This is a genomic window from Solirubrobacter deserti (assembly GCF_027587175.1).
Taxonomy (GTDB): domain Bacteria; phylum Actinomycetota; class Thermoleophilia; order Solirubrobacterales; family Solirubrobacteraceae; genus Solirubrobacter; species Solirubrobacter deserti.
The window spans coordinates 38076-51405 of sequence record NZ_JAPCID010000017.1; the positions used below are offsets into that span (position 1 = coordinate 38076).

The 13330-nt window shown below is 74.5% G+C and carries 10 protein-coding genes; 5 read left to right on the forward strand and 5 right to left on the reverse strand.

Features of this window, described 5'->3' with window-relative positions:
• The first annotated feature begins 28 nt into the window (after window positions 1–28).
• The gene (locus OJ962_RS13850) at window positions 29–970 is read left to right on the forward strand and encodes an NADP-dependent oxidoreductase (protein ID WP_202955269.1); all 942 of its coding nucleotides are present in this window, start codon (window positions 29–31) and stop codon (window positions 968–970) included.
• On the opposite strand, the gene OJ962_RS13855 is transcribed toward OJ962_RS13850, so the two are convergent.
• Window positions 967–2154: a TerC family protein gene (locus OJ962_RS13855; RefSeq protein ID WP_202955270.1), complete on the reverse strand. Its 1188-nt coding sequence runs from the start codon at window positions 2152–2154 to the stop codon at window positions 967–969. The two genes, OJ962_RS13850 and OJ962_RS13855, sit on opposite strands and share 4 nt — an antisense overlap.
• A 45-nt stretch (window positions 2155–2199) precedes the next feature.
• Complete coding sequence (locus tag OJ962_RS13860; protein ID WP_202955271.1) at window positions 2200–2544, reverse strand: STAS domain-containing protein; 345 nt, start codon at window positions 2542–2544, stop codon at window positions 2200–2202.
• Window positions 2545–2747: 203 nt separating this feature from the next.
• Here OJ962_RS13860 and OJ962_RS13865 point away from each other — a divergent pair, with 203 nt between their 5' ends.
• Complete coding sequence (locus OJ962_RS13865) at window positions 2748–3677, forward strand: DUF5996 family protein (RefSeq protein WP_202955272.1); 930 nt, start codon at window positions 2748–2750, stop codon at window positions 3675–3677.
• Here the strand turns inward: OJ962_RS13865 and OJ962_RS13870 are convergent.
• The gene (locus tag OJ962_RS13870) at window positions 3674–4660 is read right to left on the reverse strand and encodes an aldo/keto reductase (protein WP_202955273.1); all 987 of its coding nucleotides are present in this window, start codon (window positions 4658–4660) and stop codon (window positions 3674–3676) included. The genes OJ962_RS13865 and OJ962_RS13870 overlap by 4 nt on opposite strands.
• Before the next feature lie 66 nt (window positions 4661–4726).
• On the opposite strand from OJ962_RS13870, the gene OJ962_RS13875 reads away from it, so the two are divergent.
• A complete protein-coding gene (locus OJ962_RS13875) occupies window positions 4727–5308 on the forward strand; it encodes a TetR family transcriptional regulator (RefSeq protein WP_202955274.1) in 582 nt (193 codons plus the stop codon).
• On the opposite strand, the gene OJ962_RS13880 is transcribed toward OJ962_RS13875, so the two are convergent.
• Complete coding sequence (locus tag OJ962_RS13880; protein WP_202955275.1) at window positions 5297–6487, reverse strand: MFS transporter; 1191 nt, start codon at window positions 6485–6487, stop codon at window positions 5297–5299. The two genes, OJ962_RS13875 and OJ962_RS13880, sit on opposite strands and share 12 nt — an antisense overlap.
• A 178-nt stretch (window positions 6488–6665) precedes the next feature.
• On the opposite strand from OJ962_RS13880, the gene OJ962_RS13885 reads away from it, so the two are divergent.
• The gene (locus tag OJ962_RS13885; protein WP_202955276.1) at window positions 6666–7514 is read left to right on the forward strand and encodes a DeoR/GlpR family DNA-binding transcription regulator; all 849 of its coding nucleotides are present in this window, start codon (window positions 6666–6668) and stop codon (window positions 7512–7514) included.
• Window positions 7515–7581: 67 nt separating this feature from the next.
• Here the strand turns inward: OJ962_RS13885 and OJ962_RS13890 are convergent, their stop codons facing one another.
• Window positions 7582–10263 carry a helix-turn-helix transcriptional regulator gene (locus OJ962_RS13890; RefSeq protein ID WP_202955277.1) on the reverse strand — a complete coding sequence of 894 codons (2682 nt, stop codon included), beginning with the start codon at window positions 10261–10263 and terminating at the stop codon, window positions 7582–7584.
• Window positions 10264–10285: 22 nt separating this feature from the next.
• On the opposite strand from OJ962_RS13890, the gene OJ962_RS13895 reads away from it, so the two are divergent.
• On the forward strand, window positions 10286–13327 hold the full coding sequence (locus tag OJ962_RS13895) for a helix-turn-helix transcriptional regulator (RefSeq protein ID WP_270006405.1): 3042 nt from the start codon (window positions 10286–10288) through the stop codon (window positions 13325–13327).
• Window positions 13328–13330: the final 3 nt, after the last annotated feature.

Genomic DNA, 13330 nt, shown 5'->3' on the forward strand with positions numbered 1-13330 from the left:
CACACCGAACACAGAAGCGAGGCGCGACATGAAGGCAGTGCGATTCCACGAGTACGGCGACGCCGATGTCCTCCGTTACGAGGACGTCGAGCAGCCGGTCCCCGGCGCCGGCGAGGTGCGGATCCGCGTCGCGGGCACGTCGTTCAACGGCGTCGACGCGAACATCCGCGCCGGCAACATGCGCGGCCCGATCCCGGTGGAGCTGCCGCACACGCCGGGCATCGACGTCGCCGGCACGGTCGACGCGGTCGGCGAGGGCGTGACCCAGGTCAAGGTCGGCGACGACGTCGTCGGCTTCCTGCCGATGAACGCGCCGGGCGCGTCGGCCGAGTACGTCCTGGCGCCGGCCGAGATCCTGGCGCCGGCGCCGGCGAGCCTCCCGCTGGCCGACGCGGCGGCGCTGCCGGTGGTCGGCCTCACGGCGTGGCAGGCGCTGTTCGAGCACGGCGGGCTCACCTCCGGGCAGCGCGTGCTCATCAACGGCGCCGGCGGTGCGGTCGGCGGCTACGCCGTGCAGCTGGCCAAGCGGGGCGGCGCGCACGTGATCGCCACGGCCAGCGCGCGCAGCCGGGACCGGGTCACGGCGGCGCGCGCCGACGAGGTGATCGACCACACCGGCACGGACGTGACCGCGGCGGTGACCGAGCCGGTCGACGTCCTGCTCAACCTGGCGCCGATCGACCCGGAGCAGTTCGCCGCGCTGGCCGGCCGAGTCCGCGACGGCGGCGTCGTCGTCAGCACGACGGTCTGGATGCGGGCGCCCGCCGACGAGGCCCGCGGTGTGCGCGGCGTCGACGTCTTCGTCCGCAGCGACGCCGCGCTGCTCGCCCGCCTGGTCGAGCTGATCGACGGCGGCGAGCTGCGGGTCGAGGTCGCCCAGCGGGTGCCGCTGGCCGAGCTGCCCGCGCTGCACGCGCAGGCGGCCGCGGGCGAGCTGCCCAGCGGCAAGGTCGTCGTCCAGGTGAGCTAGGCGGCCATGGCGTTCTGCTCGGCGTGCTCGGCGTGGGCACGCCGCAGCAGACCCATCAGCTCCTGCTCCTCACGGATGCGCTTGCGGTACTTCTCGGGCAGCGCCTTGAGCTCGTTCTCCTCGGCGCACAGCGCGGCGAAGATCCGCTCGCGGTGCGCGTGGTCGGTCTCGATCTCGATGTACTCCTTGGCGTGGCGGCGGGCGGCGGCGATCGTGTTCTGCGCCCGCCCCCACGGACTCAGCAGCGACGCGATCACGGTGATGACCAGCACGCCGAGGATCACGGTGAGCGAGAGCCCGGTGCTGATCTCGGTGACGTCGACGTGCTCGCCGTTGTTGATGAACGGCACGTTGTTCTCGTGCAGGGCGTGCAGGATGAGCTTGACGCCGATGAAGCCGAGGATCGCAGCGAGGCCATAGCCGAGGTAGACCAGGCGGTCGAGCAGGCCGTCGATCAGGAAGTACAGCTGGCGCAGGCCCAGCAGCGAGAAGGCGGTCGCGGTGAACACGATGAACGTGTTCTGCGTGAGGCCGAAGATCGCCGGGATCGAGTCCAGCGCGAACAGGATGTCGGTGCCGCCGATCGCGACCATGACCAGCAGCATCGGGGTCAGCACGCGCTTGCCGTTCTCGACCGTGAACAGCTTGTCGCCGTCGAACTCCTTGGTGGTCGGGAACAGGCGGCGGGCGAGCCGGACGACGATGTTCTCGCCCGAGTGGCTGTCCGAGCCGCTCGGGCGCAGCATGTTGCCCGCGGTGATGAGCAGGATCAGCCCGAACAGGTAGAAGACCCAGGCGAACGAGTTCAGCAGCGCGGCGCCGAGGAAGATGAACCCGGTGCGCGCGATCAGCGAGAACACGATGCCGAACAGCAGGACCTTCTGCTGGTCCGCGCGGGGCACCGCGAAGCTCGACATGATGATCAGGAAGACGAACAGGTTGTCGACCGAGAGCGCCTTCTCGGTCACGTAGCCCGCGAAGTACTCGGTGCCCATGGTCGTGTCGCCGAGGACCATCACGCCGACGCCGAACAGCAGCGCGATCCCGATGTAGAGGGCCGACCAGGTGCCGGCCTCCCGCAGCGTTGGCACGTGCGCCTTGCGCACGTGGAAGATGAAGTCGAACGCGAGCAGGCCGGCGATGCCGACCAGGGTCAGGGCCCAGACGAGAGGAGAGACGTCCACGGTCGGCATGCTCGCAGTTCCGCGCCGCGAGGCCGACCGTGGGGTCTACACGCTGCCCGTCCAGTCGAAGAGATCGCGCGGCACGCCGGTCAACGCGAGCAGACGGGTCACAGCGGGCGACCCGTCGACGAGCACCATTGTCCAGCCCTCGGCCCGCGCGGCGCGGGACGTGCGGACCAGCCAGGCGAGTCCCGTCGACCCGATGACCTCGACCCGGTGCAGGTCGAGGACGATCTCCATCCAGGAGACGCCGCGCAGCTCGCGGACGGCCGCGTCGAGATCGTCGATCGTGGCGACGTCGATCTCGCCGCCCACCGTGACGACGACACGGCTGCGGTCGGGCCGGACGCTCAGCGCGAGCGACGGCCGACGTAGGGTGGAGGACAACACGGCTCCCTTCTCTCGGACAGGACGTTCGGGAGCGACTGCAAGGCCAAGGGAACCGCTCGAGGTACAGCGTAGGGTGGGCGCGCGCTCGCGCCGGAACGATGATCAGCGCGCTGACCGTGACGACGCGCGGGTCGGCCGTCCGCCTGCGCGCCCACCGCGGCCGACGCGTTCGACCGCGAGTCCGTCCGCGTAGGGTGAAGCGAATGAGCGGATCGACGGCGGGCTGGCCCGCGCTGCGGGTGGACGAGTGGACCGAGACGCGCGAGACGCTGCACATGTGGCTGCAGATCGTCGGCAAGCTCCGGATGGCCGGTGCGCCGATGGTCAACCACTGGTGGCAGGTGACGCTGTACGTGACGCCGCGCGGGCTCACCACGGGCGCCATCCCCGCCGGGGCGGGCACGTGCGAGCTCACGTTCGACTTCCACGACGACCAGCTGCGCATCGACGCCTCCAGCGGCGCGCGGGCGACCGTGGCGCTGGAGCCCAAGACCGTCGCGCGCTTCTACGCGGAGGTCATGGACGCGCTGAAGCGCCTCGAGCTCCCGCTCGCCATCACCGCCACGCCGAACGAGGTCAATCCGGCGATCCCGTTCGCCGAGGACGAGCAGCACAGCGCCTACGACCCGGACGCCGTCCACACGTTCTGGCGCCAGCTCGTCCAGGCCGATCGCGTCCTGCAGCGCTTCCGCAGCCGCTACCTCGGCAAGGTCAGCCCCGTGCACTTCTTCTGGGGCGCGATGGATCTCGCGTGCACGCGCTTCACCGGGCGCTCCGCGCCCAAGCACCCGGGCGGCGCGCCCAACTGCGGTGACTGGGTGATGGTCGAGGGCTACTCGCACGAGCTGAGCAGCTGCGGCTTCTGGCCCGGCGGCGGCGAGGAGGGAGCCTTCTACGCCTACGCCTATCCCGAGCCCGACGGCTTCAAGGCCCACGAGGTGCTGCCGGAGCAGGCGTACTACTTCGAGGACGGCGGGCAGTATCTGCTGCCCTACGAGGCGGTCCGCAGCGCCGACGACCCGGAGGCGACGCTGCTCGACTTCCTGCAGACCACCTACGAGGCGGCCGCCGTCCACGGTGGCTGGAACCGCGCCGAGCTCGAGTACGAGCCCGTTCCCGGCGCGCGCCCCTAGCCCTTCGGCATGAACGGCTCCGGGTAGCGGCTGCCGTACCCGCCCTGCGGCAGCGCCTCGCGGATCGTCTCCAGGTCGGAGGCGGTGAGGGTGATGTCGGCCGCCGCCGCGTTCTCGACCGCGCGCTTGGCGCTGCGCGTGCCCGGAATGGGGACGATGTCGTCGCCCTGGGCGAGCAGCCACGCGAGCGCGAGCTGGCCGGTCGTGATGCCCTTCGTCGCGGCGAGCTGCTTGAGCTGCTCGACCGCGGCGAGGTTGCGCTCGTAGTTGCCGGGCTGCCAGCGGTCGTCCCAGCTGCGCATGTCGTTGGCCGGGTACTCGGCGGCGGGGCGCACGTCGTCGGTGAGGAAGCCGCGGCCGAGCGGCGAGTACGGCACGAAGCCGATGCCGAGCTCGCGGACGGTCGGCAGCACGTCCGCCTCGACCTGGCGCTCGAACACCGAGTACTCGGTCTGCAGCACGGACACGGGCTGCACGGCGTGCGCGCGCCGGATGTTCTCGGGGCCGGCCTCGCTGAGGCCGAACCAGCGGACCTTGCCCTCCTCGATCAGCTCCTTGACGGTCCCGGCGACGTCCTCCATCGGCACGTCCGGGTCCACGCGGTGCTGGTAGAGGACGTCGATCACGTCGACGCCGAGGTAGCGGAGGCTGTTCTCGGTGACCTCGCGGATGCGCTTCGGGCGGCTGTCGACGCCGCTGCCGAGCGGCTCGACCTCCATGTCGAAGCCGAACTTGGTGGCGATGACCACCTCGTCGCGGAACGGCTTGACGGCCTTGCCGACGAGCTGCTCGTTGGAGCCGGTGCCGCCGCCGTAGAGCTCGGCGGTGTCGAAGAACGTGACACCGGCCTCGCGGGCGGCGCGGATGGTCGCGATCGCGTCCGCCTCGCTGCTGCCTTCGCCGTAGGCCATCGTCATGCCCATCGTGCCGAAGCCGATCGCCGAGACCTTCAGGCCCTGTGTTCCGAGTGTGCGCTGCTGCATGGGGGCTCCTTCGCCGAGATCCAAACCAAACTGTTCGGTTTGGACCGTAGCAGCTAGGCTCGAGGTGTGACGAAGGTCGCCACACCCAAGGAGCGGGTGCTCGCTGCGGCGCTCGAGGAGTTCGCCCAGCACGGCGTCGCCGGCGCCCGCGTGGACCGGATCGCGCGGTCGGCGAAGACCAGCAAGGAGCGCGTGTACGCGTACTTCCGCTCCAAGGAGGAGCTGTACGCCGCGGTGGCCGCGGACCAGCTCCAGCAGATCATGGACAGCACCGTGCTCGATCCCGCCGACCTGCCCGGCTACGTCGGCGAGCTGTTCGACTTCTACACCGAGCACCCCGAGCTGCTGCGCCTGGCCGGATGGAGCCGGCTGGAGCCCAACGAGGCGCTCGTCGGCCTCGGCGAGGCGGGCATGGCGTCGCTGCGCACCAAGCTCGACGCGATCGCGCGCGGCCAGGCCGAAGGCGCGCTCGACGACGCGTTCGAGCCGATCGACGTGCTGCTGCTGCTCGTGCACCTGAGCATGGGCTGGCTGTCGGCGATCGAGCTGCACGTGTTCGAGGACGCCTCGGACCCCGGCGTGCTCGCGCGCCGGCGCGCCGCGGCCGTGCTCGCCGCCGAGCGCCTGTTCCCGCGCTCAGGCGAGTGAGCGCCGCCGGGTGCCCGCGAGCGTGATCGCGCACGCCACCGCGGCGAGCACGCCGTAGCCGAGCGCGACGTGGAACAGGCTCGCGCTGCGTGACAATTGGCCCGCGACGAAGTTCGGCAGCGCCGCGCCCGAGTAGGAGATGAGGTAGATCGCCGACAGCAGGCCGGCGCGCTCGGCGGCGGTCGCCCGGCTGAGCAGCGCGCGCATCGACGCGGCGAAGGCGGCGCCCTGCGCGATGCCGGCGACCGCGCTCGCGACCAGGAACCCGGCCACCGCGCCGGCGCTGAGCGAGGCGAGCGCGCCGATCACCGCCAGCACGAACACGACCATCCCGGCGCGCTGGCTCGTCTCCGGCAGCGCGCGGCCGGCGCAGGCGGCGCCCACCGCGGCCGGCGCGTTGAAGGACGCGAACACCGCGGCGGCGACGAACGGGCTGGCGGTGCCCAGCTCGTCCGCGGTCACCGACGGGCCGAACGCCTGGTAGAAGCCGCCGAAGGCCCAGGTCGCAACGAAGATCGAGCACGCGACGGGCAGCAGCGGGCGCGCGCGGGACGGGACGGCCACGCGCGGGCGCAGGGAGGCGAGCAGCCCCGGCACGCGGGCCACGGTCTCCCGGCTCGCGACGATGAGCACCGCGCACACGGCGAGGGCGACGACGAGCAGCTCGTAGACGAGCGTGCGCGGTGCCGGGCCGTACTCCGCCAATGCGCCGGAGCCGAGGGCGCCGATGGTCAGGCCGGCCATCGGCGAAGCGGTGGTTACCACGCTGCCCAGCCAGCCGGGGGACCGCGGTGCGCTGTCGACCACGAAGGCCGCGATCGCGCTCGAGGCCAGCCCGCAACCGAACCCCTGCAGCGCGCGGCCCGCGATCAGCGGCAGGACGCTGTGGACGTCGGTCAGCACGAGCGTCCCGGCCGCCGCCAGCGCGAGCGCGACCAGCGCGGCCGGGCGGCGTCCCACGTGGTCGGACACGCGCCCGAACACCAGCAGCGCGACGATCACGGCGAGAAAGTACGCGACCGCGGTCATCGCCAGGTCGGCGTGCGTCAGGCCGTCCGCGCGCCGGTAGTACTCATACAGCGGGATCGCCGCCGCCGACGCGGCGAACACGACCACCAGCGACGCGGCCGCGCCGGCGAACCCGACGCGCGCACGCACCCCGTCCAGACGAGCTCCCACCGCCTCCAGGCTACGGCGACGGGAGTTCCGCGAGCGTCTGGCGCAGGTGGCCGGCCAGGTCGCCCGACCGCCCAGACCTGACGAGCTCTTATACGACGCGCCCGAAGGATGGGGGTTCCTCTGATGCGAACCCGCCCCGCGCTCGTGTAGATCTCTCTGCGGTCGATGAGGAGGGCGCGTGGGTGAGACGAACGGGCGGCTGCGCTCAGCCGCCGTGACGGCCACGGCCCTCGCGGGCGGCGGCCGGTCGCCGCTGCTCTCGGAGGAGCGGCGGCGGCTGATCGCGGAGCAGCTGCAGGCGGCGGGCGCAGTGACGATCACCGAGGTGCAGGCGCGCTTCGGGGTGTCGCCGATGACGGCACGGCGGGACCTGACGGTCCTGGCGGAGCGCGGCGTCGCGCGGCGCACGCACGGCGGCGCGGTGCTGCCGTCGCTCGCGGCGACCGAGAACTCGTTCGCGCAGCGGCTGCGCGACGCGCCGGAAGCCAAGACGCGGCTGGCGGAGGCGGCGTTCGCGCTGCTCACGCCGGGCGAGACGGTGTTCCTGGACGCGTCCTCGACCACGTACTTCCTCGCGCGGCTGATCGCCCAGCGGGCGCTGCCGCTGCGGGTGATCACCAACAGCCTGCCCGTGCTGCAGGAGCTGTCCGGGGCCGAGCAGGCCGAGGTGATCGCGATCGGCGGCACGTTCCGACGCCTGACGTGCTCCTACGTCGGGCCGGCGGCGGTCCGGGCGGCGCGCGACCACTTCGCCGACCGGCTGCTCATGAGCATCACCGGCATCACGGCGACCGGGGTGATGACCGACGCCGACGTGCTCGAGGCCGAGATCAAGCGAACGATGCTGGCCCAGGCCGAGCAGTCCGTGCTCCTGCTCGACGACTCCAAGCTCAGCGCGCGCGGGCGCCAGGCCGTGGCGCCGGTGGCGCGCGTCTCGCTCGTGCTCGTGGACGGGCTCGCGCGCACGGACGCGGCGCGGCTGAGCGACCTCGGCGCGCTCGTGCTGGGGACGCGTCAGTCGCTGTGAACACGCTTGCCGCGTGCGGTTCGTCAACCGTCGCAAGGCGGAGCCGGACGGGGAGCGGCGGCGCTCGTCAGGCGAGGAGGGCGCGCAGCTCGCCGCGTGAAGTCACCCCGAGCTTGGGGAAGACGCGGTACAGGTGCGAGCCGACCGTGCGGTGCGAGAGGTAGAGCGTCGCGCCGATCTCGCGGTTGCTGAGGCCGTCGGCCGCCAGCCGGGCGATCTGCAGCTCCTGCGGTGTGAGCAGCTGCGACGCGTCGACCGGGCCGGCGTGCACGGACTCGCCGGCGGCCCGCAGCTCCTGGCGGGCGCGCTCCGCGAACGCCGTCATCCCGAGCGCCTGGAACGTCTCCCGCGCCCCGCGCAGCAGCGGGCGCGCTTCGTTGGTGCGCCGCCGGCGGTGCAGCCGCGCGCCGTGGGCGAGCTGGACGCGGGCGCGCAACGCGGGGAGGCCGGCGCACGCGGGCAGGGCCGCTTCGGCGGGCGCGTCTTCGTCGGCGAGCAGCGCGGCGTAGGCGGTCGCGGCGTGCAGGTGCGCGCTCGCGGCGGCCGCGCAGCCGAAGCGGACGATCGCGGCGAGCGCGTCGCGGTCGCCGGCGCGGTGCGCCGCTTCCGCGGCGTCGGCGACGACCCAGCGCGCGACGAACGCGCTGTGCCACGGCTGCGCGGGGTCGAGAATGGCGGTGAAGTGGACGAGCGCCTCGTCGGGGCGTTCGGCCGCCAGGTGCGCGGTGGCACGGGCCAGCTCCACGAGCGCGCGCATGCCGTCCGCGGCACCCGGCGGGAGCAGGGCGAGAGCCGCTTCGGCGAGCTCCGCGCCGCGCTCGGGGTCGCCGCGCAGGGCGGTCAGCGTGGCCTGGGCGGCCGTGGCCGAGACGGTCCACAGCGGCTGGGCCGTCTCGCGTGAGATCGCGGCGGCCTCGGTCGCCGCGGCCAGCGCCGCGCCCCAGTCGCCGGCGTAGACACCGCTCCAGGCGCGGCCGGCCAGCGCGGGGGCGAGCAGCCCGTAGCGGCCGCGCGCTCGCAGCCGCTCGATCGCGCGGTCGGCGATCACGACGCCGCGGTCGAACTCGCCGACCACGGCGGCCGAGACCGCGGCCAGGCGCAGCAGCTCGCTGGGGACGGCCTCCAGGTCCAGCGTGCGCAGCGCGTCGGCGACTTGCGCGCGGCTTCCCACCGGGTCGACGAGCGACTCCACGATGGTCCGCACGAGCGCCCCGGAGGCAAGCGTCCGGGCCAGCGCGACGATGCGCGCGCGGGTGGCGGCCGGGACGTCCGCCCACCAGCATCGGAACGCGACGGTCAGCAGCGCCTGGCCGCCGCGGACTGCGTCCCCCGCGGCCAGCAGCCCCTCGGTGCGCTCGAGGTAGACCTCGAACCACGCCGGGCTCGGCGCCTGCACGCGGGCGGCGTCGTGCAGCCAGCGCCGGCGCGCCTGGTCGGCCGGCCCGAGCGGGAGCAGGTCGGCGTCGGACAGCAGCTGCTCGACGAGGTCGCCGCGGCCGACCTCCAGCGCGATCTCCGCCGCGTCCAGCAGCCGGCCGCCGCGCCGGATCGGGTCCGAGGTGAGCGTGCCCGCGCGGCCGAGCGTCTCGGCGGCGCTGATGACCGACCCGCGCGCGATCGCCGACCGGGCGAGCGTCGCGAGCTCGTCCGCGAGCGCGTCGTCGGGGGCCTCGACGCCGGCGACGCGGTGCCAGATCGCGCGCCCGGGTGACGCGGCGAGGGTGTCGGCCAGCGCGGCGTGGACGGCGCGCCGGAGGCCGTCGGTGGCGCGCTGCGCGACCGCGGTGCGCACGAGCGGATGCGCGAACGCGACGCGCAGCTCGTCGACCTCCAGCAGGCCCGCTTCGACCGCCGGGGTGAAGGCGGCGAGCGTGATCGGCTCCCCGGCGACCTCGCGCGCGGCCGCGAGCACCTCGTCGAGCGCGGCCGGATCGCTGAGCGCCGCGACGAGCAGCGCGACGCGGGTGGTCGGCGGCAGGTCGGCGACGCGGGCGGAGAACGTCCGCTCCAGCCGGGTGGTGAGCGGCAGCCAGGCCGGGAGCGCCGGTTGGCCGACGCCGCGCGCCGCCTCCGACAGCAGCTCGACCAGCCCCAGCGGGTTGCCCGCCGCCTGCTCGAAGATCTGCCGCCGGACGGCCGGTGCGAGCGCCGGGTCGAGCGCGTGCAGCAGCGCGTCGGCGGCCTCGGGCGTGAGCGGCTGCAGCCGCCGCATCGGCAGGCCGGCGCCGCGGATGCTGCGCGGGATCTCCTCGCGCGAGGTGATCAGCATGGCCACGGCGTCGGCTTCGATCCGCCGCGCGACGAACGCGAGCACCTCGCACGTCGGCGCGTCGACCCAGTGGGCGTCCTCGGCGACGACCACCACGGGGGAATGCTCGGCGACGTCGCCAAGCAGCGTCAGCAGCGCGAGGCCGGCGCGGTAGGCATCGACGGGGCCTTCGTCGGCGCCGAGCGCCGCCTCCAGCGCGGACCGCTGGGGACCGGGCAGCCGCGCGAGCTCCCCCAGCACCGGCCACACGAGCTGGTGCAGGCCTGAGTACGGGAACGCCGCATCGGTGCGGACGCCGGTCGTGGTCAGCACGGTCGAGCCCAGCTCCCGGGCGTGCCGGATCGTCGCTTTCGCGAGCGTGCTCTTGCCGATGCCCGGCTCTCCGTGGAAGACGAGCGCGCCGCCCCGCTCCTGTGCTGACACGAGCAACTCGGTGATGAGCGCGAGCTCCGTCTCGCGACCGAGCAAACGGTCAGCCATCGAACCGGTAGATTCGCGCCCCGTGACAGGACGATTTCGCGGGCGCGACGACGAGCTGGCGGGCCTGTCCGGGTTGATCGCCGACGCGGTCGCCGGGCACGGTGCGGTCGTCGCGATCGAAGGCGTCGCGGGCATCGGCAAGTCGCGCCTGGTCTTCGAGGCCGTGGCCATCGCGCGCCGCAACGGCGTGCGCGTCGCGGCCGCGGCGGCGGCCTTCCCGGGCGAGCCGACGCCGCTCGGCGTCCTGCTGCGCGCACTCGGCGAGGTGATCGAGCCTGGCGAGCTCGACGCGCACCGCGGCCGTCCCGACGAGCGCCTGTGGGTGCTGCAGGAGCTCGAGGCCCGGCTCGAGGCGGCAGCTCTGGAGGCGCCGCTGCTGATCGCGCTCGACGACGTGCACTGGGCCGACCCGCAGAGCCTCGACGCCGTCGCGCGGCTCGCCGCCGCGCTGGCCGCGCTGCCGGTCGTCTGGCTCGTCGCCTACCGCCCCACGGAGCTGGACGGGCGGCTGGAGCAGCTGCGCGGCGACCGCATCCGCCTGCAGCCGCTCGCGCCCGAAGCGGTCGCCGCGATCGTGCGCGACACGGTGCGCGCGGAGCCCGGCCCGCGCCTGCTCAGCGGCGCGCACGGCACCGGCGGCAACCCGCACGCGCTCGCCGAGTTCCTCGCGGGCGCGCTCGAGGAGGACCTGCTGACCCGCGCCGACGGCACCGCCGAGCTGGCGTCCGCCGCGCTGCCCGCCCGCGTCCGCGACCACATGCGTGACCGCCTCGCCCGCTTGTCGCCGCCGGCCCGCGAGGTGGTGGAGGCCGCGGCCGTGCTCGGCCGGCGCAGCGAACCGGGCGCGGTGGCCGCGCTGGTCGGCGATGCGGAGGCGGTGGGGCGCGGCGAGGTCGCGGCGGCGGGCGGCCGCGAAGCGGTGGGCGGCGGCGATGCGGCCGGCCGCGACGCGGCGGACGGCGACCACGGCCTCGTGGCGGGGGTCGACGGGCTCGCGGGGGGGGGTGTGGTGGGCGTCGGAGGCGAAGCGCACACGTTCGGGGAGGAGCTGGTGCAAGCAGCCGTGCTGGACACGCTCGACGGCGAGCGGCGCCGGGCGCTCGAGCGGCGTGCGGTGGACGTGATGCTCGCGCGCGGCGCGACGCCCGCCGCGGTCGGGTCGCGGCTCGCGGCGGCCGCCACGGCCGGGGGCGCGCGCGCCACCGCGCTCCTGCTCGACGCGGCGCGTGTGCTCGGGCCCTCCGACCCTGCCGGCGCGGCCGATCTCAGCCGGCGCGGGTACGAGCTGTGCGCGGACGACGGTCCGTCCCGCGCCGGGCTCGCGGCCGAGACGACGCTGCTGCTCAACGCCGCCAACCGCGGGCACGAGGCGCGGGAGTTCGCGGCGACGACGCTGGACGGGTTGCTCTCGCCGGTCGACCAGGCCGAGCTGCTGCTGCAGGTGGCATGGATGTTCACCATCTCGCCCGCCGATCAGGTGGCAGCGGCCGAGCAAGGGCTCGCGCTCGACGGCATCCCGGACCCGTTGCGGGCGCGGCTGTACGCGGCGCTGATCGTCGGGCTCGGCACCGCGGGCCGCCCGGAGGACGCGGCCGACGTGCTGCCCGAGGCGCTCGCGGTCGGCCGGCGGGTCGGGGGCGCGCAGGCCGAGTACGACAACGCCACGGCCGAGGGCTTCGTGCTGATCGCGACGGGCCGCTACGCCGAGACGATGGAGCTGATCGAGGCCGGGACCGCCGCGGCGGCGGGCGACCCGATGAAGCTGTGGCTGTGGCAGCACTGGCGCAGTGACATCCTCGTGCTGCTCGACCGCATCGACGAGGCGATGCCGCTGCTCGTCCAGGAGGTGGCGAACGCGCTGCGCACGGGGCAGGCGTGGGACGCGCAGCTCTACGAGCAGCGCCGTGGCCGGCTGCTGTTCCTCACCGGCCAGACGCTGGAGGCCCTGGCCGTGCTGGAAGGGCTCTACGACGCGGGCGACGGCACCGACGTGCCGGGCCCCGACGCGACCGCGATCGTCGGCCTCGGCCGCGCCGCGATCCACGCCGGCGACAGCGAGCAGACGCGCGTCGCCACGCAGCTCGCGCGCAAGATGCTGGGCGCGTCGGTGCCCGAGGTATGCCGCCAGGGCGCGCTGCTGCTCGCGCTGCTCGGCCTCGCCGAGGACGACGAGGACCAGCTTCGGGCCGGGCTCGGCGCGCTCACCGGCGACGGCGGCGCGCTGCACATGCCCACCGTGCTCGTCGACCCGGCGATCGGCCCGTATGTCGTGCGCGCGGCGCTGCGCGCGGACGACACGGCGCTCGCGCGGCGGGCCGTCGAGTGGCAGGAGCGCCTCGCGCGGCTGAACCCCGGCGTCGTCTCGATCGCGGGCGCGGTCCTGCACGCTCGCGCGCTCCTCCACGGCGCGCCGGTCCAGGCGCTCGCCGAAACCGTCGCCACCCTGCGCGAGAGCCCGCGCCCGCCGCTGCTCGCCTCCGCCGTCGAGGACCTGGGCGTCGCGCACGCCCGCGCGGGGGACGACACAGCCGCCATCGCCGCGCTCGACGAGGCCCTGCGGCTGTGGAGCGCGTTCGACTCGAGCTGGGACGCCGCGCGGGTGCGACGGCGCCTGCGCCGGCTCGGCGTCCAGCGCCGGCCCGCCGCCGGCGCCCGCACCGACGGATGGGAGCAGCTGACCGAGTCCGAGATGGCGGTCGCGCGGCTGGTCGCGTCCGGACTCACCAACCGCGAGGCGGCCGGGCGGCTGTTCGTCTCCCCGCACACGGTCAGCACGCACCTGCGGCGGGCGTTCGCCAAGCTCGGCATCCGCTCGCGGGTCGAGCTCGTGCACCTGGTGGCCGAGCAGTCGCCCGCGCTGCCGTGGGACAAGCTGACGCCGGCCGAGACCCGCGTGGCCGAGCTGGTCGCCGCTGGCCTGAGCAACCAGGCCGTCGCGCAGCGGCTCGTGGTCTCGACCAACACCGTCACCACGCACCTGCGGCGCATCTACGCGAAGCTCGGGGTCCGCACCCGCACGGAGCTCGCCGCCGCAAGATCGAATGGCCATCACGGCCGACCTTGACGG